The following is a 20,148-nucleotide window of genomic DNA, read 5'->3' on the forward strand; positions in this document are numbered from 1 at the left end:
GCGGACCGGCCGCGGGCACGACGGTGCGCCTGCGGCCGGCGAGTACGCGCGGGTTCCGCCCGGTCAGCGGGCGGTGGGGTGGAGGTGGCGCGCCAACGCGTCGAGCGCGTCCAGGGCGGAGCCGAGCGCGCCCTGCTGCCCCTCGGTGAGGGAGGTCAGGGCGTGGCGGATGAACGCGGTCTCGAGTGCCTGCACCTCGGACACCCGCTGACGAGCCATGGCCGTGAGGTGGAGGTGGGCGACCCGCTTGTCGGCGCTGTCCTGCCGGCGCTCCAGATCACCCCGCTCGGTGAGCTGGGAGACCAGGGCGCTGACGTTGTTCGGCTTCATCAGCAGGGCCTCGGCGGCCTCGCGCACCGTGGCGCCCTCACGCTGCGCGACGAAACGCAGCAGGGCGAGCTGCCCCTCCGTGGGCTTGGGGTGCGGGTATGCGGCGGCGACCTGCCGGTCCAGCGCCCGGTGCAGCGCGGGAAGGCACGCCGCGAGCCCGGAGGCCACGCGGTCGATGTCCCGGCGAGGGGTGCTGGAGTCGGTCACCCGCGGATAATAGGTATGGCCATATAGGTATGTCAAAGGACTAAAGTCCGAGCCCGCGCCACCACCGGCGCAACGCACTCGCAACCTTCCCCGTGCTGGGATGCGCCCCATGGGCGACACATACGAGGAGACCCCCCGCGTCGAGCTGACCCCCGAGGCCGCCGTACTGCTGCGGCGGCTCCGCGAGGCGCACGGCCCGCTGATGTTCCACCAGTCCGGCGGCTGCTGCGACGGCAGCGCCCCCATGTGCTACCCCGCCGGCGAATTCCGCACCGGCGGTTCGGACGTCCTGCTCGGCGAGCTGGTGGTCGACGGCGTCGGGGAGCCGGTGGAGTTCTGGATGTCGCGCAGCCAGTACGAGGTGTGGAGTCACACCCGGCTGACCGTGGACGTCGTCGCGGGCCGCGGCAGCGGCTTCTCCCTGGAGGCACCCGAGGGGGTGCGGTTCCTCATCCGCTCGCGCGTCGTCGACGCCTAGCCCGCCCGCGGCCCGGTCTGCGGTCTACGGTCTGAGGCTGCTCACGATGTCCGCCGTCGCGGCCAGACCGCTGTTGATGGTCGGGGCGATGCTCGTGCTCGCCAGGTAGAAGCCGAGCAGCAGGCACACCAGCGCGTGCGAGATCTTCAGCCCGCCGTTGCGGAGGAAGATCACCGCGAGGACGAACAGCAACAGCACCACAGAGATGGAAACGGCCATCGTCAACCTCCTCCGCCACGTCCACTTCGCGGCGTTCGGCCGCAAGTGTGGCGTAGCGGAGGGTTCGTCCGGGCGGCTGACCTGTCCTCCGAACGAGTGGTGTTTCCGCCGGTGCCCTACGCGCCCCGGTGGGCGTCGAGGAACGCCTCCAGGCCCGCGAGGTCGTCGGTGTTGAGGTGATCGACACCGGCGGCGACCAGTTCGGTCCACACGGCGTCCCGCGCGGGGCCCGCGATGTCGGGCGTGGCCCAGAACCGGACCCGCTGGCCGCGGGCGTGTGCCGCGCCGACGATGCCCCGCAGCCTGCGCCGTTCGGCGGGCGGGAAGGCGCCCACGCCCTGCCAGGTGAAGTTGAGCGTCCAGTTGTCGCTGATCAGCGGGACGAAGGAGGCGGGTGCGGTGGAGCCGAGGTCGGTGAGCCGGCCGTCGTAGAAGGCGCGGCGGGTGCGCTGGGCCTCCATGGGGGCGCGGGCCGCCCGGTCGCCGGAGACCACCGCGGTGACCGCGCCGGGGAGGACCCGTCCGTGGGCGTAGGTGGTGAACAGGTGCCGGTGGCGGCGCAGCTGCCGGTCGAGTTCGAGGTACGTCGACGCCCCCTCGGTCTTGATGTCGATGAGGAGTTGCAGGGCGCGGCGGTCCCGCCGGTAGACCCGGCCGTGGTTCGCGCGGACCCGGGCGGCGAGGGGGTCAAGGTAGAGGGATTCCAGGGTGCGGGCCGGGTCGAGGTCCTCGGGGTCGTGGGCGACGAGGAGTTGGCCGTCGACCAGGTAGATGTCGGCCTCGACGCTGCCGAAGCGGTGGTCGAGGGCGTCGAGGAGCGGGCGGGGGTGTTCGTAGTCGTTGTGGGCGTGCGCGCGCCACAACGGGCGCGGTCCGCGCCCGCCTTCGCTCGCCAGCGCGTTGCCTGCGGGGAGGGCGACCGCGCCCGCGAGGGCGGCGCCGAGGGTGGTGAGGGCTCTGCGTCGGGTGGTGAGGGCCATGCTCTGCCTCCCTGGATGTGCCGTACGGGACGCCTGTGAGTATGCGGTCCCGGTGCCCTCAGGGAGCAGAGCCGTGCGGGGAGTTGGCCGGACCGACCTCGGTCGTTCACCTCGACGGAGCCGGTCGCACGGAGAGTGCCCGCCCCCGGAGGGGACGGGCACGCGCCGACGGGACGGAGAGCCGTCAGGGGGCTCGCAGGTCGACCAGGTCGGCCAGGGCCGCGCGGTGGGTGCCCGCCGCGCCGTAGGCGATCGAGTCGGCCTTGGCCCGCTTCAGGTACAGGTGGACCGGGTGTTCCCAGGTCATGCCGATGCCGCCGTGCAGTTGCAGCGCCTCCTCGGCGGCGTGGACGGCCACCCGGGCCGCGTACGCCTGGGCCACGGCGACGGCCACGTCGGTGTCCTCGCCGGTGGCCAGGGCGTCGGCCGCGTTGCGGGCCGCGGCGCGCAGCCCGGCCACTTCCAGCCACAGCCCGGCGAGCCGGTGCTTGAGCGCCTGGAAGCCGCCGACCTGGCGGTTGAACTGCTTGCGTTCCTTCAGGTAGCGGACGGTCTCGGTGAGCAGCCAGTCGGCGAGGCCCAGTTGCTCGGAGGCGAGCAGCCCGGCACCGGCCCGCAGGGCGCGCCGCACGGCGGGCCCGGAGTCGCCGAGCCGGCGCCCGGGGGCGCCTTCGAGGGTGACGCGGGCGAGGGGCCGGGTGAGGTCCAGGGACGTCTGCGGGGTGACGGTCACGTCGGCGGCCCGGACCGCGTACAGTCCCCCGTCGTCCGCGGGCACCAGCAGGACGTCGGCCACGGCCGCGTCGGCGATGCCGGTCAGTTCACCGTGCAGGGTGCCCGCTTCGAGCCGCACGTGCGGGACCGGGCCGCCCGGTGCGACGTGCAGTCCGACGGCGAGCGCGGCGACGGAGGTCGCGGACGCCAGCTCGGTGAGCAGGTCGTCGGCCGCGCAGGCCAGCAGCGCCTCGGTGGCGACGACGGCGCTCGTCAGGTAGGGCACCGGCGCTACCGCGCGCCCCAACTCCTCCAGCACCACGGCGGTTTCCCGGTGGGTGGCGCCCTGACCGCCCAGTGCCTCCGGGATCAGCAGGCCGGCGAGGCCCATGGAGTCGGCGAGCGCCTTCCACAGCGACACGTCGTGCGGGGTGCCCGATTCGGTGCGGGTGATGACGCCCGCCGGGTCGCAGTGGTCGGTGAGCAGGTCCCGGACGGCGGCGCGCAGCGCCTCTTCCTCCTCCGAGTAGAGCAGAGCGGGTTCCGGCTGAGCGCTCATCGGGCGAGGTCCTTCCATGCGACGTCCTTGTCGGTGCGCGGCTCGGCGGGCAGGCCCAGGACGCGTTCGGCGACGATGTTGAGCAGGACCTCGCTGGTCCCGCCCTCGATGCTGTTGCCCTTGGAGCGCAGGTAGCGGTACCCGGCGTCGCGGCCGGTGAAGTCCACCAGTTCGGGGCGGCGCATCGTCCAGTCGTCGTACAGCAGGCCCTCCTCGCCGAGGAGTTCGACCTCCAGGCCGCTGATCTCCTGGTTGAGCCGGGCGAAGTTCAGCTTCATGCCGGCGCCCTCGGGTCCGGGCTGGCCGGCCACCAGTTGCTGGCGCAGCCGTACGCCGGTGAGCCGCGCGACCTCGGCGTCGACCCACAGGCCGAGCAGCCGCTGGTGCAGGTCGTGGGTGCGCAGGTCCGGGCGCTCGCGCCAGGTCCCGGCGATCTTGCCGATCATGCCGCCCTCGCGGGGGATCGGGGTACCGCCGATGGCGACGCGCTCGTTGTTCAGCGTGGTCTGCGCGACCCGCCAGCCGTCGCCGACGTCGCCGAGGCGCCGGGAGTCGGGGATGCGGACGCCGGTGAGGAACACCTCATTGAACTCGGCCTCGCCGGTGATCTGGCGCAGCGGGCGGACCTCGACGCCCGGGTCGGTCATGTCGCAGACGAAGTAGGTGATGCCCCGGTGCTTGGGCAGGTCCGGTTCGGTTCGGGCGATGAGGATGGCCCAGCGGGCGAGGTGCGCGCTGGAGGTCCACACCTTCTGCCCGTCGACGACCCAGCCCTCGCCTTCACGGACCGCCCGGGTGCCGAGCGCGGCGAGGTCGGACCCGGCGCCCGGTTCGCTGAACAGCTGGCACCACACCTCCTCACCGGTCCACAGCGGGCGCAGCAGTCGGCGCTTCTGCTCCTCGGTGCCGTACTGGAGGATCGTCGGGGCGGCCATGCCGAGGCCGATGCCGATCCGCCGGGGGTCGTTGTCGGGGGCGCCCGCCGCCGCCAACTCGGCGTCCACGACGGCCTGGAGGGAGCGGGGGACGCCGAGTCCGCCGAGGCCCTGCGGGTAGTGCACCCAGGCGAGTCCGGCGTCGAAGCGGGCCCTCAGGAAGTCGAGGCGTTCCGTGGTGGCCGGCGGATGCGCGGCCAGCAACTCCTTGGTACGGGTGCGCAGTTCGGTCGCGTCGGTCATGCGGCGGCTCCCTTCTCCAGCGTCTGGGGTACGACGGCCACCCGGCCGGTCGTCCTGCCGTCGGCGACGCGCTGTACGGCGTCCGCCGCCCCGTCGAGCGGGACCCGCTCGCTCACCAGCGGCTTGATCGCGCCCCGCGCGGCGAGGTCGGTGAGCTGTTCGTGGCAGTGCTGGACCAGCTTCGGATCCTTGGTGTTGTACAGGCCCCAGTGCAGGCCGAGGATCGCGTAGTTCTTCACCAGGGCGTGGTTCAGCGCCGGGCTGGGGATGGTGCCGCTCGCGAAGCCGACGACGACGATCCGGCCCTCGAAGGCGACAGTCTTGGCGGACTGGGTGTACGCCTGGCCGCCCACCGGGTCGTAGATCACGTCCGCGCCCCGGCCGCCGGTGGCCTCCTTCACCGCGGCGACGACGTCCTCGGCGTGCCGGTCGACGACCACGTCGCAGCCCAGTTCCCGGGCGACGGCGGCCTTCTCGGGGCCGCCCACGACACCGACGACGGTGGCGCCGGCGGCCTTGCCGAGCTGGACGGCCGCGCTGCCGACCCCTCCGGCGGCGGCGTGCACCAGCAGGGTCTCGCCGGCCTCCAGCCGCGCGCGGCGGTGCAGGCCGAACCAGCCGGTCTGGTAGCCGATGTGCAGGGCCGCGGCCTCGGCGTCGTCCAGCGCGTCCGGCGCGGGCAGCAGGGCCCGGGCGTCCGCGAGGGCGTACTCGGCGAAGCCGCCGTGCGGCAGCGCGGGGTTGGCGATGACGCGGCGCCCGTCCTCGGTCTCGCCGCAGACCTCCACGCCCGGCGTGAACGGCAGCGGCGGCCTGATCTGGTACTGGCCCCGGCAGAGCAGGGCGTCCGGGAAGTTGATGTTGGCGGCGCGGACCCTCAGCAGGACCTGGCCGTCGCCGGGCGTGGGCGGCGCCACGTCCGCGAGGCGCATCACCTCGCCCGGCTCGCCGTTCTCGTGCACCTGCCATGCCTGCATGCGGGGCCTCCACCGACTGCGTCGTCCGACCGGGTCACTCGCATACTAAGCGGTCGCTTGCCGATCGGGGAACAGCTCGGGCGCAGTCGTACGTCACGTACCGCCGCCGCGCGCCGGGCGAGCCCTCACTGGCGGGCGGCGGGCCGCGCCCGTACGTGCATCCGCTCCCCCTGCGGGCCGAAGAGGCTGAGGAACTCGGCGGGCCCCTCCCCCGTCGACCCGAACCAGTGCGGCACCCGAGTGTCGAACTCGGCGGCCTCCCCCGCCGACAGCACCACGTCGTGGTCCCCGAGCACGAGCCGCAGCCGGCCCGAGAGGACGTAGAGCCACTCGTACCCCTCGTGGGTGCGCGGGTCCGGTTCCTCCTTGCGCGCGGGCTCCAGCACCTTGAACGCCTGGAGCCCGCCCGGCTGGCGGGTGAGCGGCCAGTGCGTGCGGCCGTGGCGCACGATCGGCTCGGACCGCACGCGCGGGTCGCCGACCGGCGGGGCGCCGACGAGTTCGTCCAGCGGCACCTGGTGGGCCTGGGCGATCGGCAGGAGCAGTTCGAGGCTCGGTTTGCGCAGGCCCGACTCCAGCCGCGACAGGGTGCTGACGGAGATGCCGGTGGTCTCGGACAGGGCCGCCAGGGTCACCTCGCGCTCCTTGCGGACCTGGCGGAGCCGGGGGCCGACACCGGCGAGGACGTCGTCTGCAGTCATGTGAATATTGCAGAATCGGCAACAAGATTTGTCAATACCGGGGTGGTGGGGCGACCTTCTGGGTGGAGGTGGTCACCATGACCCAGAACGTCATCCCTACCCAGAGCGAGGACCCGAGCGGGACCTACGACGTGGTCGTCGTGGGCGGCGGTGCCGCCGGGCTGTCCGCCGCGCTCGTCCTTGGCCGGTCACGGCTGCGCACGCTGGTCGTCGACGCCGGGGAGCCCCGCAACACGCCCTCGGACCACATGCAGGGCTACCTGACGCGGGACGGCATGGCGCCCGCCGAGTTCCTGGCGCTCGGCCGGGAGGAGATCGCACGCTACGGCGTGGAGCTGGTCCGCGACCGGGCCGTCGACGTGTCCCGGGACGGGGACTTCGCCGTGCGGCTGGCCGGCGGGGACACCGTGCGGGCCCGCCGTCTGATCGTCACCACCGGGCTCCAGGACGAGCTGCCGGCCGTGCCGGGGGTCGCCGAGCGGTTCGGCCGGGACGTACTGCACTGCCCGTTCTGCCACGGCTGGGAGGTGCGCGACGGACACTTCGGCGTGCTCGCCACCAGCCCGCTCAGCGTGCACCAGGCGCTGATGGTGTCCGGCTGGTCGGACGACGTGACGCTCTTCCTGCACACGGTCGCCGAGGAGGAGCTGACCGACGACGACCTGCGCCGCCTCGCCGCGGCCGGGGTCAAGGTGGTCCCCGGCGAGGTCGCCGCCCTGCGGGTCGAGGACGACCGGCTCACCGGGGTCCGGCTGGCGGACGGCTCGGCCCACGACCGCTCGGTCGTGTTCGTCGCCCCGCGGGCGGTACCGCAGACCGGCCTGATGGAGCGGCTGGGCGCGGACCTCCAGGAGACCCCGTTCGGCGCGTACCCGGTGGTCGACCCGACGGGCCGCACCTCCGTCCCGGGCGTGTGGACGGCCGGCAACGCGATGGGCTTCGGCGAGCAGGTCGTCCACGCGGCCAGCGGCGGCTACCGCGCAGCAGCGGCGATCGTCGGCGACCTGATCATGTCGAACCTGGACGCGACCCTGGCGGAGTGAGGGGGCGTACGAGGGGGACGCCGGGGGCGCCAACCGCGGTGGATCCCGGCCCCGGGTCGGCCCACCCGGGGGCACACGCCTACGAACACGGCCTCCCCCGCCCGAGATCTCCAGGACCAGGGACGATGGCCGTCCCCGGCGCGGCCGTCGCCGACGCCGAGACCCACAGGGCGCGCGCCGTTCCGCGGGCGGCAGTCACCCGCGGACCAGGCGCCGTCAGGCGGACAGGGATCGCCCGGGACGCCCGCCGCGCGAGCCCTACCCGCCGGTCCCGCCCCGCCCGCCAGGTGTGTCCCCGCCCTCCCCGGTGCACCATGACTGCATGCTGCTTGCCCGGTTGGCCCAGGTGTCCCGGGAGGTCGCCGAGACGTCGGCGCGGTCCCGGAAGACCGTCCTGCTCGCGGAGTTGTTCCGGGAGGCGGAGGCGGCGGACGTGCCGGTCGTCATCCCCTACCTGGCGGGACGCCTCCCGCAGGGCAGGATCGGCGTCGGCTGGAAGGTGCTGAGCCGCGAGGTGGCGCCGGCCGCCGAGCCGTCGCTCACCGTGCGCGACGTGGACGCCCGGCTCACCCACCTCGCCTCGGTGACCGGCACCGGTTCGCAGGCCGAGCGGGCGCGGCTGGTCGGCGAGCTGATGGGCGCGGCCACCGAGGACGAGCAGCGCTTCCTGGTCGGGCTGCTCACCGGCGAGGTCCGGCAGGGCGCCCTGGACGCGGCCGCGGTGGAGGGCCTGGCCGCGGCGACGGACGCGCCCCCGGCGGACGTACGGCGGGCGGTGATGCTCGCGGGCTCCCTGCAGACGGTGGCCGAGGCCCTGCTCGCGGACGGGCCCGGCGCCCTGGAGGGGTTCCGGCTCACCGTCGGCCGACCCGTGCTGCCGATGCTGGCGCACAGCGCCTCCTCGGTCGCGGAGGCGGTCGGCAAGCTGGGCGCCTGCGCGGTCGAGGAGAAACTGGACGGCATCCGCGTCCAGGTGCACCGCGACGGCGGCACCGTCCGCCTCTTCACCCGCACCCTGGACGACATCACCGACCGGCTCCCCGAAGTCACCGAGGCGGCCCTCGCGCTGCCCGGCGAGCGGTTCATCCTGGACGGCGAGGTGATCTCCCTGGACGCGAGCGGTCGTCCCCGTTCCTTCCAGGAGACCGCCGGACGGGTCGGCTCCCGCACGGACGTGGCGACGGCGTCGCGGGCGCTCCCCGTCTCCGTGGTGTTCTTCGACGCGCTGTCCGTCGACGGCCACGACCTGCTCGACCTGCCCCTGACCGAGCGGCACGCGGCGCTGGCCCGGCTGGTCCCCGAGCCCACGCGGGTGCGGCGCGCGCTGGTGGGCGGGCCCGAGGAGACACCGGCCGCCGAGGAGTTCCTCGCCGAGACGCTGCGCCGCGGCCACGAGGGCGTCGTCGTCAAGGGGCTCGACGCCGGCTACAGCGCGGGGCGCCGCGGCGCGTCCTGGCTGAAGGTCAAGCCCGTCCACACGCTCGACCTGGTCGTGCTGGCCGCCGAGTGGGGCCACGGCCGCCGCACCGGCAAGCTGTCCAACCTCCACCTGGGCGCCCGCACCGCCGACGGCTCCTTCGCGATGCTCGGCAAGACCTTCAAGGGCATGACGGACGCGCTGCTGGCCTGGCAGACCGAGCGCCTCGGCCAGCTGGCCGTCGAGGAATACCCCTGGGGCGTGACCGTCCGCCCCGAACTCGTCGTCGAGATCGCCTACGACGGCCTCCAGCGCTCCACCCGCTACCCGGCCGGCGTCACCCTCCGCTTCGCCCGCGTGGTCCGCTACCGCGAGGACAAGCGCCCCGAGGACGCGGACACCGTGGACACCCTGCTCGCCGCGCACCCCGGGATCACCCCGTGAGGCGCAGCGCGGGCCTGCTGCTGCACCGCCGCGGCCCCGGAGCGGAACTCCAGGTGCTCCTCGGGCACATGGGCGGCCCCTTCTACGCCCGCCGGGAGGCCGGCGCGTGGACGGTCCCCAAGGGCGAGTACGACCCCGCGGAACCGGCCTGGGACGCGGCCCGACGGGAGTTCGAGGAGGAGCTGGGGCTGCCGCCGCCCGACGGCGAGGCGGTCCCGCTGGGCGAGGTGCGGCAGGCGGGCGGGAAGGTCGTCACGGTCTGGGCCGTCGAGGCCGACCTCGACCCGGCGACGGTCGTACCCGGCACCTTCCGCATGGAGTGGCCGCCGCGATCGGGCCGGACCCAGGAGTTCCCCGAGCTGGACCGGGTCGCCTGGTTCCCGGTGGACCGGGCGCGCGAGGTGATCGTGAAGGCACAGGCCGCGTTTCTCGACCGGCTGGCTGAGCACTCGCACTGACAAGAGGCGACGCGGTGCGGAAAGAGCCCGCACCGGACCCGTCCGCGTTGCGGCACCCCGCGCCACGCGCCAGGGTCGAAGCACGAGCCACCACCCAGGGAGGTCGGTCATGCCCATCGCGACGGTGAATCCGGCGAACGGCGAGACGCTCAGGACGTACGAGGCCATGGGCGAGGAGGAGATCGAGCGCCGGATCCAGCTCGCGGAGGCCACCTTCCGCACGTACCGGACGACGGCGCTCGACGAGCGCGCCCGGCTCATGCACCGGGCCGCGGATCTCCTGGAGGCGGACCAGGAGGAGATCGGCAAGGTCATCACGACCGAGATGGGCAAGCCGGTCAAGCAGGCCCGCGCGGAGGCCGCCAAGTGCGCCAAGGCGATGCGCTGGTACGCCGACCACGCGGCCGGGCTGCTCGCCGACGAGGAGCCCGCGGAGTCCGACGTGAAGGACTCCGGCGCCTCCCGGGCCCTGGTCCGCTACCGGCCGCTGGGCCCGGTACTCGCGGTGATGCCGTGGAACTTCCCGCTCTGGCAGGTGATCCGGTTCGCCGCGCCCGCGCTGATGGCGGGCAACGTGGGGCTGCTCAAACACGCCTCGAACGTGCCGCAGACCGCCCTGTACCTGGAGGACCTGTTCCACCGGGCGGGCTTCCCCGAGGGCTGCTTCCAGACCCTGCTGATCGGCTCCGCCGCCGTCGACGGCGTCCTGCGCGACGAGCGGGTGCGGGCCGCCACCCTCACCGGCAGCGAGCCGGCCGGCCGCGCGGTCGCCGCCACGTCCGGGGAGATGATCAAGAAGACGGTGCTGGAGCTGGGCGGCAGCGACCCGTTCGTCGTCATGCCGTCCGCCGACGTGGACCGGGCCGCCGAGGTCGCCGTCACGGCGCGCACGCAGAACGCCGGGCAGTCCTGCATCGCCGCCAAGCGGTTCATCGTCCACACGGACGTGTACGACGCGTTCGTGGAACGCTTCACCGCGGGCATGAGGGCGCTGACGGTCGGCGACCCGCTGGACGAGAAGACCGAGGTCGGGCCGCTCTCCAGCGAGCAGGGCCTGAACGACGTGGTGGAGCTGGTCGACGACGCGAAGCGGGCCGGTGCGACGGTGCTGTGCGGTGGCGAACGCCCCGAGGGCCCGGGCTGGTACTACCCGCCGACCGTACTGGCCGACGTGACGCGCGAGATGCGCATCCACCGTGAGGAGGCCTTCGGCCCCGTCGCCACGCTGTACCGGGTGGCGGACCTGGACGAGGCGGTGCTGATCGCCAACGACTCGGACTTCGGGCTCAGTTCCAACGTCTGGACCCGCGACGACGCCGACGTGGACCGCTTCGTACGGGATCTGGAGGCGGGCGGCGTGTACGTCAACGGGATGACCGCGTCCCATCCGGCGTTCCCGTTCGGCGGGGTCAAGCGGTCGGGCTACGGGCGTGAGCTGTCCGGGCACGGAATCCGGGAGTTCTGCAACATCACCACCGTATGGCACGGAGCGTGAGCCTTCCGCGACTACGATCCCCTTTGTGAACCGCGAAGTGACCCTGCCTCTGATCGTCGACGACCGCGGCACCCTGCAGGTCGCCGCGTCCGACGTGAGCAAGCTGCTGCGCACGGTGGGTGGGCGGTGGCTGCGGCTGGTGGAGGCGGGCGAGGTGAGCCTGGACGAGGACACGGTCGCGGCGCTCACCATCGAGCTGGCCAAGCTGGCCGACCGGATCGACGTGGCGTGCATCGCCCACAGCAGCGGCCCGTCCTCCTGACCTCCTGAGGCCGTTCCCCGGAACGGACCGACCCGGCGAGAGATCGCCGGGCTCCGGCCCGCACCATTGCCCGGGCGCCATGCTCGCCCCCAGGCGCTACCGAATCGGCACCCCCGCCAGCGTCCGCGCGATGACGAGCCGCTGGATCTCGCTCGTCCCCTCGAAGATGGTGTAGATCGCGGCGTCCCGGTGCATCCGCTCCACGGGGTACTCCCGCGTGTAGCCGTTGCCGCCCAGGATCTGGATCGCCTGCGCGGTCACCTTCTTCGCCGTCTCGCTCGCGAACAGCTTGGACATCGACCCCTCGGCCGCCGTGAACGGCTTGCCGTTGATCGCCATCCAGGAGGCCCGCCACACCAGCAGCCGGGCCGCGTCGATGGACGTCCGCATGTCGGCGAGCTGGAAGGCGACGCCCTGGTTGTCGATGATCGGCCGCCCGAACTGCTCACGGGTCCGGGCGTACTCCAGCGCCTCCTCGTACGCGGCGCGGGCGGTGCCCACCGCCATGGCGCCGACGGCCGGGCGCGAGGCCTCGAACGTGGCCATCGCGGCGTTCTTCACACGCTCGCCGCCCTGCTTGGCCTTCTCCCGCGCGCGGGCCAGCCGGGCGTCCAGCTTCTCCTTGCCGCCGAGCAGGCAGGAGCCGGGGACGCGCACGTTGTCCAGGACCACCTCGGCGGTGTGCGAGGCGCGGATGCCGTGCTTCTTGAACTTCTGGCCCTGGGACAGCCCCGGGGTGGCCGGCGGGACGATGAAGGAGGCGTGCCCCTTGGAGCCCAGCTCCGCGTCCACGACCGCGACGACGACGTGGACGTTGGCGATGCCGCCGTTGGTAGCCCAGGTCTTGGTGCCGTTGAGCACCCACTCGTCCTTGGCCTCGTCGTACACGGCGCGCGTGCGCATGGAGGCCACGTCGGAGCCGGCGTCCGGCTCGGAGGAGCAGAAGGCGGCGACCTTCACGTCGTTCACGTCGCCGTACATCTGGGGGATCCAGGTGCCGATCTGCTCCTCGGTGCCGTTGGCGAGGACACCGACGGCGGCGAGACCGGTCCCGACGATGGACAGGGCGATGCCGGCGTCCCCCCAGAACAGCTCCTCCATCGCCATGGGGATGCCGAGGCCGGTGGAGTCGAAGTACTGCTGGGCGTAGAAGTCGAGGGAGTAGATGCCGACCTTGGCGGCCTCCTGGATGACCGGCCAGGGAGTCTCCTCACGCTCGTCCCATTCGGCGGCCGCGGGGCGGATGACGTCGGCCGCGAAGCCGTGCAGCCAGTCCCGGACCTCCTTCTGTTCGTCGCTCAGCTCCATGGTGAACTCGGCCATGTCCCCTCCAGTGACCCACGTGCGTGTTACTTGCGGTAACCCGAGTCTGTTACCGGTCGGTAGGAAAAGTCAACTCCCGAGGCCCCGTCGCCCTCCCGTTCGATGCCGGGCGCCCTGTGGGTGTTAGTTTGCGACGGCGTCACCGAAACAGCACGGGTGGGGAGAGCACATGGACACCACACAGCGGACCGACCAGCAGCGGTCCGCCGACCGCAGACGGCGCGAGCTGCTCGAGGCCGCCGACCGGGTGGTGCTGCGCGACGGTCCACAGGCCTCGATGAACGCCATCGCCGCCGAGGCCGGCATCACCAAGCCGATCCTCTACCGCCACTTCGGCGACAAGGGCGGACTGTACGCCGCCCTCGCCGTCCGGCACACCGACGCCCTCCTCGCCTCGTTGCGGGCCGCCCTGGACGCCCCGGCGGAGCGGCGGCAACGCGTCGAGGCCACCCTGGACACCTATCTGGCGGCCATCGAGGCACGCCCGCAGGTGTACCGCTTCCTGATGCATCCGGCGGAGGGCATCGCCACCCCGGCCGACCAGGCCGACCAGGGTTTCGACGTCGGCAAGCACTCGGCCCCGCTGCTGCGCCGGATGGGCGAGGAACTGGCCCAGGTCATCGAGGAACGCCTCGACGTCGGCCCCGGCACCCAGCAGTTGGCCCGGGTGTGGGGACACGGCATCGTCGGCATGATGCACGCCGCGGGCGACTGGTGGCTGGGCGAACGCCCCTGCTCCCGGGCGGAGTTGGTGAGCACCCTGGCCGACCTGCTGTGGGGCCGGCTGGCGGCCGCCGGGGACAAGGCGGGCGGGCCCGGCTTCTGACCGCCCCGCGGGCGTACGGGCTCCCCCGGCCCCGCCCGCTCAGCGGTGCCAGGAGGCGCGCGCCACCTGCCGCGCCAGCCGCCGGTGCCGCCATCCCGACAGGCGCTCGGAGTACACCCGCCCCTCCAGGTGATCGCACTCGTGCTGGAGGCACCGCGCGAAGAACCCGGTGCCGCGCACGGTGACGGGCTCCCCGGTCACCGTGAGACCCGTCACGACGGCCTCGTCGTGCCGCTCGGTCCCGGCCTCCAGACCCGGCAGCGACAGACAGCCCTCCGGCCCGCGCACCACCACCCCGCCGGTCTCGACGAGCCGCGGGTTCACCAGGTGGCCGAGGTGGCGCTCGTCCTCGTCGTCCGGGCAGTCGTAGACGAAGACGCGCAGCCCCGTACCGATCTGGTTCGCGGCCAGGCCCACGCCGTGGGCGGCGTACATGGTCGCGAACAAGTCCTCCACGAGCCCCGCGAGTTCCGGACCGAAGTCCGTCACCTCCTCGCACGGAGCGTGCAGGACGGGATCGCCGAGGAGGCCGAGGGGACGGACGCGCCCGTGGGCGCCCGGGATGGAGCCGTGTCGCATGGCGGCAAGAGTAAGGTCCCTGTGTCCCCCGGCGGGTCGCGCCCACCGCCGGAGCCCCGTGGCCGGTGCCGCGATTCGGGAGTGCGAACGGATCTCGATAGGCTGAGGTCCACACCACGTGGCCGTCAGGCTTCAGGCGCGGCGCGTACGCAAGGAGGATCGAGAACTGATGGCAGGCAACTCGGACCCGCTCTCGCCCCGGGCCAAGATCGCCGTGACCGCGGGCAAGGCGGTCGCGGCGGCTTCGCGCGCCGCGGGGCGCGGCAGCGGTTCGGTGATCGGCGGCAAGGTCGCGCTGAGACTCGATCCGGACCTCCTCGCCCGGCTCGCCCAGCACCTGGACGTGACCCTGGTCTCGGCGACCAACGGCAAGACCACCACCACCCGGCTGATCGCCGAGGCGCTGCGTGCCGCGGGGCCGGTCGTGTCCAACGCGCTCGGCGCCAACATGCCGGCCGGCATCACCTCGGCCCTCGCGGCCGGCTCGGACGCCCGCTACGGCGTCATCGAGGTCGACGAGAAGTACCTCGTCGGCGTCGCCCAGGCCACCGAGCCGAAGTGCATCGCGCTCCTCAACCTCTCCCGCGACCAGCTGGACCGCGCCGCCGAGACCCGCATGCTCGCCGAGAACTGGCGTGAGGGCCTGACCGGCTCGAAGGCCGTGATCGTCGCCAACGCCGACGACCCGCTGGTGGTGTGGGCCGCGTCCTCCTCCCCCAACGTGATCTGGGTCGCCGCCGGCCAGATGTGGAAGGACGACGCCTGGTCCTGCCCGGCGTGCGGCGGCGTGATGCAGCGTCCCGGCGACGACTGGTTCTGCGGCGAGTGCGGCTTCCGGCGCCCGACGCCGAGCTGGGCGCTCTCCGGCGACCACGTCCTCGACCCGCACGGCTCCGCCTGGCCGATCCACCTCCAGCTGCCGGGCCGCGCCAACAAGGCCAACGCCGCCTCCTCGGCCGCCGTCGCCGCCGTCTTCGGCGTGCCGCCGCAGGTCGCCCTGGAGCGCATGTACCAGGTGCAGGCGGTCGCCGGACGCTACGACGTGGTGCAGTTCCAGGGCCGCGACCTGCGTCTGCTGCTCGCCAAGAACCCGGCGGGCTGGCTGGAGACCTTCTCCCTGATCGACCCGCCGCCCACGCCGGTGATCCTCTCGGTGAACGCGCGCGGGGCCGACGGCACCGACACCTCCTGGCTGTGGGACGTGGACTACACCCGGCTGACCGGCCACCCGATCTGCGTGATCGGCGACCGCAAGCTGGACCTCGCGGTGCGCCTGGAGGTCGCCAACCAGCAGTTCCAGGTGTGCGAGGACCTCGACCAGGCGGTGCAGCTGTGCCCGCCCGGCCGGATCGAGGTCATCGCCAACTACACCGCCTTCCAGGACCTGCGCCGCCGCGTCGGCAACTGACCGCGAGACTTCAGGGGACTTTCGTGAGCGACAACCAACTGCGGATCGTCTGGATCTACCCGGACCTGCTCAGCACGTACGGCGACCAGGGCAACGCCCTCGTGGTGGAGCGCCGGGCCCGCCAGCGCGGCCTCGACGTGGCCCGGCTCGACGTGCGCAGCGACCAGCAGATCCCGACCTCCGGCGACATCTACCTGATCGGCGGCGGCGAGGACCGCCCGCAGCGGCTCGCGGCCGAGCGGCTGCGCCGCGACGGCGGCCTGCACCGGGCCGTGGAGAACGGCGCGATCGTGTTCTCCGTCTGCGCCGGCTACCAGATCCTGGGCCACGAGTTCATCAACGACCTGGGCCACCGCGAGCCGGGCCTCGGACTGCTCGACGTGGTCTCGACGCGCGGCGAGGGCGCCCGGTGCGTCGGCGACGTCCTCGCCGACATCGACCCGCGCCTCGGGCTGCCGCCCCTGACCGGCTTCGAGAACCACCAGGGCGTCACCCACCTCGGCCCCACCGCGCGCCCGCTCTCCCAGGTCCGCTTCGGCAACGGCAACGGCACGGGCGACGGCACCGAGGGCGCGTACAACGACACGGTCTTCGGTACGTACATGCACGGCCCGGTGCTGGCGCGCAATCCGCAGATCGCGGACCTGCTGCTCAAGCTGGCCCTCGACGTGAACGCGCTGCCGCCGACGGACGACCGCTGGTACGAGGCGCTCCGCAACGAGCGCATCGCGGCGGCGCAGCAGCCTGCGTGACCTTCCCGGGGCGGCCCGTCTGATGGGTCATCCGCACAGGTGAGCGGGCAGGTCCAGTAGGCGGACGCGTGGTTCGGTCCCGGCCCCCGATGCCGCTAGGGTGGCGGGGATCGAGCCGGACAGCGCGGTCCGGACCCGTGCCACGTTTGAGAAGGTATTTCGGGCTATGCGCATTGGTGTCCTCACGTCCGGCGGCGACTGCCCCGGCCTGAACGCCGTCATCCGGTCCGTCGTGCACCGCGCCGTCGTCGACCACGGCGACGAGGTCATCGGCTTCCGGGACGGCTGGAAGGGCCTCCTGGAGTGCGACTACCTGAAGCTCGACCTCGACGCGGTGGGCGGCATCCTGGCCCGCGGCGGCACCATCCTCGGCTCCTCCCGGGTCCGCCCCGAGCACCTGCGGGACGGCGTGGAGCGCGCCCGCGGCCACGTCGAGGAACTCGGCCTGGACGCGATCATCCCGATCGGCGGCGAGGGCACCCTGAAGGCGGCCCGCCTGCTGTCGGACAACGGCCTGCCCATCGTCGGCGTGCCGAAGACCATCGACAACGACATAGCGGTCACCGATGTGACGTTCGGCTTCGACACCGCCGTGACCGTGGCGACCGAGGCCCTGGACCGGCTGAAGACCACCGCCGAGTCCCATCAGCGGGTGCTGATCGTGGAGGTCATGGGCCGTCACACCGGGTGGATCGCGCTGCACTCGGGCATGGCGGCCGGCGCCCACGCCGTGGTCGTCCCGGAGCGGCCCTTCGACATCGACGAGTTGACCGCGAAGGTCGGCGAGCGCTTCTCGGCGGGCAAGCGGTTCGCGATCGTGGTGGCCGCGGAGGGTGCCAAGCCGAAGGCGGGCTCCATGGACTTCGACGAGGGCGGCAAGGACGTCTACGGTCACGAGCGCTTCGCCGGGATCGCCCGCCAGCTCTCCATCGAGCTGGAGGAGCGGCTCGGCAAGGAGGCCCGGCCGGTGATCCTCGGACACGTCCAGCGCGGGGGTACGCCGACGGCGTACGACCGGGTGCTGGCGACGCGGTTCGGGTGGCATGCGGTGGAGGCCGTGCATCGTGGGGAGTTCGGGATGATGACGGCCCTGCGTGGGACGGATATCGCGATGGTGCCTCTCGCTGACGCGGTCGAGTCGTTGAAGACGGTGCCGGATGCGCGGTACGCGGAGGCGGAATGCGTTCTCTGAGGTTGACGTAGTTCGCCGACTGCGGGTGGTTCGTGGTTGCTCGCGCAGTTCCCCGCGCCCCTGGGGGGCGCTTGCCGCCCCCGGTGATTGATGGTGCCGGGGGCGGTTCTAGTCTTGCTTCGGACAGACTGCGTTCAACCCCCACGAATCAGGAGCCGGCGGATGGATCACAGCGGGCACGGCATGACGATGGATCTGCCGCCGTTCACGCTGGGGCGGGGGCTCGCCTGGTCGGCGGACCCGTTCTTTCTGATCGCCTGCCTGGTGGGACTGGCGCTGTACGGCTGGGGTGTGGCGCGGCTGGTGCGGCGCGGTGACAAGTGGCCGGTCGGCCGGACCGTGGCCTTCGTCATCGGTGTGCTGAGCATCGTGCTGATGATGTGCACCAAGCTCAACGACTACGGCATGGTCATGTTCAGCGTGCACATGGTGCAGCACATGATCATCAGCATGGTCTCGCCGATCCTGATCCTGCTCGGCGCCCCGATCACCCTGGCCCTGCGCGCGCTGCCGCCGGCGGCCCGCGGCAGCAAGGGTCCCCGCGAGCTGCTGCTGATGCTGCTGCACAGCCGCTACATGCGGATCATCACGCACGCCGCGTTCACCATCCCGCTGTTCATCGCCAGCCTGTACGCCCTGTACTTCACGCCTCTCTTCGACTTCCTGATGGGCTCCCGGGCCGGGCACATCGCGATGATGGTGCACTTCCTCGCCGTCGGGCTGGTGTTCTTCTGGCCGATCATGGGTGTGGACCCGGGCCCGCACCGGCCGGGCTACCTGATGCGGATGCTGGAGCTGTTCGCGGGCATGCCGTTCCACGCGTTCTTCGGCATCGCGCTGATGATGGCGTCGGCGCCGATGGTGAAGACGTTCGAGAACCCGCCCGCGTCGCTCGGCATCGACGCGCTCTCCGACCAGAACGCGGCGGGCGGCATCGCCTGGGCCTTCAGCGAGGTCCCGTCCGTGCTGGTCCTGCTCGCCCTGCTGTTCCAGTGGTACGCCTCCGAGCAGCGCCAGGCCCGCCGTACCGACCGGGCCGCCGACCGGGACGGCGACAAGGAGCTGGCGGCCTACAACGCCTATCTGGCCTCGCTGAACACACGCGGCGGCTGAAGCGAACCGGGACCGTATCCCGTGGTCCGTGCTCCATGGAGGCAGAACCGGGGCACCATGGAAGGCAACGGACCACGAGGAGGGTGTTGCGATGCCCGGTTCCACGGACAGTTCGACGAAGACGATGGGGGCGCTCACCATCGGCGGCCTGGTCGCGGTGACGGCCTACACGGTGGCGCTCGGAAGCAACGGCTGGCTGTGGTTCGGCTGGGTCGTGCTGGGACTGATCACCCTGGGGATGGTGGCCACCCGCAGCGCCTGAGCCCGCGGAGCGCCCGCCCCCTCACTCGCGGCCCAGCCGGCCCGCCGAGTGCACGCCCGGCTGGTACTTCGGCAGCCGGACGGTGATCTTCATGCCCGCGCCGACGGCCGTCTCGATGACGAGGCCGTGGTCGTCTCCGTAGACCTGGCGGAGGCGGTCGTCGACGTTGGACAGCCCGATGCCGCCCGACGGGCTGACCTCGCGCGCGAGGATGCGGCGCAGCAGGCCCGGGTCCATGCCGGCGCCGTCGTCCTCGATGACGACCAGGGCCTCGGCGCCCGCGTCCTGCGCGGTGATCTGGATGCGGCAGCGGTCCGCCTTGCCCTCCAGACCGTGCTTGACGGCGTTCTCGACCAGCGGCTGGAGGCACAGGAAGGGCAGGGCGACCGGCAGCACCTCGGGGGCGACCTGGAGGGTGACGGCGAGGCGGTCGCCGAAGCGGGCCCGCACCAGCGCAAGGTAGTGGTCGATGGCGTGCAGCTCGTCGGCGAGGGTGGTGAAGTCACCGTGCCGCCGGAACGAGTAGCGGGTGAAGTCGGCGAACTCCAGCAGCAGCTCGCGGGCGCGCTCGGGGTCGGTGCGGACGAAGGACGCGATCACCGCGAGCGAGTTGAAGATGAAGTGCGGGGAGATCTGCGCCCGCAGCGCCTTGATCTCGGCCTCGATGAGCCGGGTGCGGGACTGGTCGAGGTCGGCCAGCTCCAGCTGGACGGAGACCCAGCGGGCGACCTCCCCGGCGGCCCGGACCAGGACGGCGGACTCGCGGGGCGCGCAGGCGACCAGGGCGCCGTGCACCCGGTCGTCGACGGTGAGCGGGGCGACCACCGCCCAGCGCACCGAACAGTCGGGGATGTCGCAGGTCAGCGGGAACGCCTCGCCGCGGCCCGTCTCCAGCGGCCCGGCGAGGCGTTCCATGATCTCCGTGCGGTGATGGGTGCCCACACCGTCCCAGACCAGGACCTCCTTGAGGTCGGTCAGGCACAGCGCGTCCGTGCCGAGCAGGGAGCGCAGCTTGCGGGCGGACTTGCCGGCGGTCTCCTCGGTCAGGCCCGCCCGCAGCGGCGGCGTGGCCAGGGACGCGGTGTGCAGGGTCTGGAAGGTGGCGTGCTCGACCGGGGTGCCGAGGCCGCCGAGGCTCTGCGGGCGGGCGGTGCGCCGCCCCAGCCAGAAGCCCGCCGCCAGCAGGGGCAGCAGGGCGACGGCGAGGCCCGCCAGGAAACCGCCCAGGGAG

At 72.8% G+C, this 20,148-nt stretch carries 22 protein-coding genes; 12 read left to right on the forward strand and 10 right to left on the reverse strand.

Translation table 11 applies throughout. The features are described from left to right. Nucleotides 1–63 precede the first annotated feature (63 nt). Entirely contained in the window at nt 64–537 is a 474-nt protein-coding gene (locus ACFC1X_RS20610; protein ID WP_376355627.1) for a MarR family winged helix-turn-helix transcriptional regulator, read from the reverse strand. Nucleotides 538–646: 109 nt separating this feature from the next. Between ACFC1X_RS20610 and ACFC1X_RS20615 the strand changes: the two genes are divergently transcribed. Then, on the forward strand, nt 647–1,015 hold the full coding sequence (locus ACFC1X_RS20615; protein WP_376355629.1) for a DUF779 domain-containing protein: 369 nt from the start codon (nt 647–649) through the stop codon (nt 1,013–1,015). A gap of 24 nt (nt 1,016–1,039) precedes the next feature. Here ACFC1X_RS20615 and ACFC1X_RS20620 read toward each other — a convergent pair whose 3' ends face one another. The 6 genes from ACFC1X_RS20620 to ACFC1X_RS20645 form a co-directional block, all read right to left on the reverse strand. Next, the gene (locus ACFC1X_RS20620; protein WP_376355631.1) at nt 1,040–1,234 is read right to left on the reverse strand and encodes a hypothetical protein; all 195 of its coding nucleotides are present in this window, start codon (nt 1,232–1,234) and stop codon (nt 1,040–1,042) included. 116 nt (nt 1,235–1,350) lie between these two features. After that, the gene (locus tag ACFC1X_RS20625) at nt 1,351–2,214 is read right to left on the reverse strand and encodes a phosphatidylinositol-specific phospholipase C/glycerophosphodiester phosphodiesterase family protein (RefSeq protein ID WP_376355633.1); all 864 of its coding nucleotides are present in this window, start codon (nt 2,212–2,214) and stop codon (nt 1,351–1,353) included. Nucleotides 2,215–2,398: 184 nt separating this feature from the next. Further along, nucleotides 2,399–3,487, reverse strand: a complete 1,089-nt coding sequence (locus ACFC1X_RS20630; protein WP_376355635.1) for an acyl-CoA dehydrogenase family protein — start codon at nt 3,485–3,487, stop codon at nt 2,399–2,401. After that, the gene (locus ACFC1X_RS20635) at nt 3,484–4,665 is read right to left on the reverse strand and encodes an acyl-CoA dehydrogenase family protein (RefSeq protein WP_376355637.1); all 1,182 of its coding nucleotides are present in this window, start codon (nt 4,663–4,665) and stop codon (nt 3,484–3,486) included. The genes ACFC1X_RS20630 and ACFC1X_RS20635 overlap by 4 nt, the downstream gene beginning before the upstream one ends. Next, complete coding sequence (locus tag ACFC1X_RS20640) at nt 4,662–5,642, reverse strand: NADPH:quinone oxidoreductase family protein (RefSeq protein WP_376355639.1); 981 nt, start codon at nt 5,640–5,642, stop codon at nt 4,662–4,664. The genes ACFC1X_RS20635 and ACFC1X_RS20640 overlap by 4 nt, the downstream gene beginning before the upstream one ends. Nucleotides 5,643–5,767: 125 nt before the next feature. Further along, nucleotides 5,768–6,343 carry a helix-turn-helix domain-containing protein gene (locus tag ACFC1X_RS20645; protein WP_376355641.1) on the reverse strand — a complete coding sequence of 192 codons (576 nt, stop codon included), beginning with the start codon at nt 6,341–6,343 and terminating at the stop codon, nt 5,768–5,770. Between the two features lie 77 nt (nt 6,344–6,420). Here ACFC1X_RS20645 and ACFC1X_RS20650 point away from each other — a divergent pair, with 77 nt between their 5' ends. From ACFC1X_RS20650 to ACFC1X_RS20670, 5 genes are all read left to right on the forward strand, one after another. After that, nucleotides 6,421–7,386, forward strand: a complete 966-nt coding sequence (locus tag ACFC1X_RS20650) for an NAD(P)/FAD-dependent oxidoreductase (protein WP_376355643.1) — start codon at nt 6,421–6,423, stop codon at nt 7,384–7,386. 322 nt (nt 7,387–7,708) lie between these two features. Next, a complete protein-coding gene (locus ACFC1X_RS20655; RefSeq protein ID WP_376355645.1) occupies nt 7,709–9,247 on the forward strand; it encodes an ATP-dependent DNA ligase in 1,539 nt (512 codons plus the stop codon). After that, nucleotides 9,244–9,705 (forward strand): NUDIX domain-containing protein, encoded by a 462-nt coding sequence (locus tag ACFC1X_RS20660; RefSeq protein ID WP_376355647.1) that lies wholly within the window; start codon nt 9,244–9,246, stop codon nt 9,703–9,705. Before ACFC1X_RS20655 ends, ACFC1X_RS20660 begins: the two co-directional genes overlap by 4 nt. Before the next feature lie 109 nt (nt 9,706–9,814). Further along, on the forward strand, nt 9,815–11,200 hold the full coding sequence (locus ACFC1X_RS20665; protein WP_376355649.1) for an NADP-dependent succinic semialdehyde dehydrogenase: 1,386 nt from the start codon (nt 9,815–9,817) through the stop codon (nt 11,198–11,200). A 25-nt stretch (nt 11,201–11,225) separates the two neighbouring features. Further along, nucleotides 11,226–11,462 (forward strand): DUF6213 family protein, encoded by a 237-nt coding sequence (locus ACFC1X_RS20670; protein WP_064726681.1) that lies wholly within the window; start codon nt 11,226–11,228, stop codon nt 11,460–11,462. A 96-nt stretch (nt 11,463–11,558) separates the two neighbouring features. On the opposite strand, the gene ACFC1X_RS20675 is transcribed toward ACFC1X_RS20670, so the two are convergent. Further along, on the reverse strand, nt 11,559–12,785 hold the full coding sequence (locus ACFC1X_RS20675) for an acyl-CoA dehydrogenase family protein (RefSeq protein WP_376355651.1): 1,227 nt from the start codon (nt 12,783–12,785) through the stop codon (nt 11,559–11,561). Between the two features lie 169 nt (nt 12,786–12,954). Here ACFC1X_RS20675 and ACFC1X_RS20680 point away from each other — a divergent pair, with 169 nt between their 5' ends. After that, on the forward strand, nt 12,955–13,611 hold the full coding sequence (locus tag ACFC1X_RS20680; RefSeq protein WP_122620889.1) for a TetR family transcriptional regulator: 657 nt from the start codon (nt 12,955–12,957) through the stop codon (nt 13,609–13,611). Nucleotides 13,612–13,650: 39 nt separating this feature from the next. Here ACFC1X_RS20680 and def read toward each other — a convergent pair whose 3' ends face one another. Next, on the reverse strand, nt 13,651–14,190 hold the full coding sequence (def, locus tag ACFC1X_RS20685) for a peptide deformylase (protein ID WP_376355653.1): 540 nt from the start codon (nt 14,188–14,190) through the stop codon (nt 13,651–13,653). A 169-nt stretch (nt 14,191–14,359) separates the two neighbouring features. Between def and ACFC1X_RS20690 the strand changes: the two genes are divergently transcribed. The 5 genes from ACFC1X_RS20690 (at nt 14,360) to ACFC1X_RS20710 (ending at nt 18,917) form a co-directional block, all read left to right on the forward strand. Continuing rightward, nucleotides 14,360–15,598, forward strand: coding sequence for a MurT ligase domain-containing protein (locus tag ACFC1X_RS20690; RefSeq protein ID WP_376355655.1), 1,239 nt, complete (start codon nt 14,360–14,362; stop codon nt 15,596–15,598). A 23-nt stretch (nt 15,599–15,621) separates the two neighbouring features. Beyond that, complete coding sequence (locus tag ACFC1X_RS20695; protein WP_376355657.1) at nt 15,622–16,350, forward strand: type 1 glutamine amidotransferase; 729 nt, start codon at nt 15,622–15,624, stop codon at nt 16,348–16,350. 166 nt (nt 16,351–16,516) lie between these two features. Continuing rightward, on the forward strand, nt 16,517–17,542 hold the full coding sequence (locus tag ACFC1X_RS20700) for a 6-phosphofructokinase (protein ID WP_376355659.1): 1,026 nt from the start codon (nt 16,517–16,519) through the stop codon (nt 17,540–17,542). A gap of 162 nt (nt 17,543–17,704) precedes the next feature. Next, nucleotides 17,705–18,655 carry a cytochrome c oxidase assembly protein gene (locus tag ACFC1X_RS20705; RefSeq protein ID WP_376355661.1) on the forward strand — a complete coding sequence of 317 codons (951 nt, stop codon included), beginning with the start codon at nt 17,705–17,707 and terminating at the stop codon, nt 18,653–18,655. Between the two features lie 91 nt (nt 18,656–18,746). Continuing rightward, entirely contained in the window at nt 18,747–18,917 is a 171-nt protein-coding gene (locus ACFC1X_RS20710; RefSeq protein ID WP_107291848.1) for a hypothetical protein, read from the forward strand. Nucleotides 18,918–18,938: 21 nt separating this feature from the next. On the opposite strand, the gene ACFC1X_RS20715 is transcribed toward ACFC1X_RS20710, so the two are convergent. Next, complete coding sequence (locus tag ACFC1X_RS20715; RefSeq protein ID WP_376355908.1) at nt 18,939–20,144, reverse strand: sensor histidine kinase; 1,206 nt, start codon at nt 20,142–20,144, stop codon at nt 18,939–18,941. Between the last annotated feature and the right edge of the window lie 4 nt (nt 20,145–20,148).

The sequence above is a fragment of the Streptomyces sp. NPDC056128 genome (assembly GCF_042263835.1).
Classification (GTDB): domain Bacteria; phylum Actinomycetota; class Actinomycetes; order Streptomycetales; family Streptomycetaceae; genus Streptomyces.

Excerpts from the sequence above, each read along its gene's own strand:
- ACFC1X_RS20615 (WP_376355629.1), top strand. The coding sequence starts at position 647 with ATGGGCGACACATACGAGGAGACCCCCCGCGTCGAGCTGACCCCCGAG.
- ACFC1X_RS20620 (WP_376355631.1), bottom strand. The coding sequence starts at position 1,234 with ATGGCCGTTTCCATCTCTGTGGTGCTGTTGCTGTTCGTCCTCGCGGTG.
- ACFC1X_RS20625 (WP_376355633.1), bottom strand. The coding sequence starts at position 2,214 with ATGGCCCTCACCACCCGACGCAGAGCCCTCACCACCCTCGGCGCCGCC.
- ACFC1X_RS20630 (WP_376355635.1), bottom strand. The coding sequence starts at position 3,487 with ATGAGCGCTCAGCCGGAACCCGCTCTGCTCTACTCGGAGGAGGAAGAG.
- ACFC1X_RS20635 (WP_376355637.1), bottom strand. The coding sequence starts at position 4,665 with ATGACCGACGCGACCGAACTGCGCACCCGTACCAAGGAGTTGCTGGCC.
- ACFC1X_RS20640 (WP_376355639.1), bottom strand. The coding sequence starts at position 5,642 with ATGCAGGCATGGCAGGTGCACGAGAACGGCGAGCCGGGCGAGGTGATG.
- ACFC1X_RS20645 (WP_376355641.1), bottom strand. The coding sequence starts at position 6,343 with ATGACTGCAGACGACGTCCTCGCCGGTGTCGGCCCCCGGCTCCGCCAG.
- ACFC1X_RS20650 (WP_376355643.1), top strand. The coding sequence starts at position 6,421 with ATGACCCAGAACGTCATCCCTACCCAGAGCGAGGACCCGAGCGGGACC.
- ACFC1X_RS20655 (WP_376355645.1), top strand. The coding sequence starts at position 7,709 with ATGCTGCTTGCCCGGTTGGCCCAGGTGTCCCGGGAGGTCGCCGAGACG.
- ACFC1X_RS20665 (WP_376355649.1), top strand. The coding sequence starts at position 9,815 with ATGCCCATCGCGACGGTGAATCCGGCGAACGGCGAGACGCTCAGGACG.
- ACFC1X_RS20675 (WP_376355651.1), bottom strand. The coding sequence starts at position 12,785 with ATGGCCGAGTTCACCATGGAGCTGAGCGACGAACAGAAGGAGGTCCGG.
- ACFC1X_RS20680 (WP_122620889.1), top strand. The coding sequence starts at position 12,955 with ATGGACACCACACAGCGGACCGACCAGCAGCGGTCCGCCGACCGCAGA.
- def (WP_376355653.1), bottom strand. The coding sequence starts at position 14,190 with ATGCGACACGGCTCCATCCCGGGCGCCCACGGGCGCGTCCGTCCCCTC.
- ACFC1X_RS20690 (WP_376355655.1), top strand. The coding sequence starts at position 14,360 with ATGGCAGGCAACTCGGACCCGCTCTCGCCCCGGGCCAAGATCGCCGTG.
- ACFC1X_RS20700 (WP_376355659.1), top strand. The coding sequence starts at position 16,517 with ATGCGCATTGGTGTCCTCACGTCCGGCGGCGACTGCCCCGGCCTGAAC.
- ACFC1X_RS20705 (WP_376355661.1), top strand. The coding sequence starts at position 17,705 with ATGGATCACAGCGGGCACGGCATGACGATGGATCTGCCGCCGTTCACG.
- ACFC1X_RS20710 (WP_107291848.1), top strand. The coding sequence starts at position 18,747 with ATGCCCGGTTCCACGGACAGTTCGACGAAGACGATGGGGGCGCTCACC.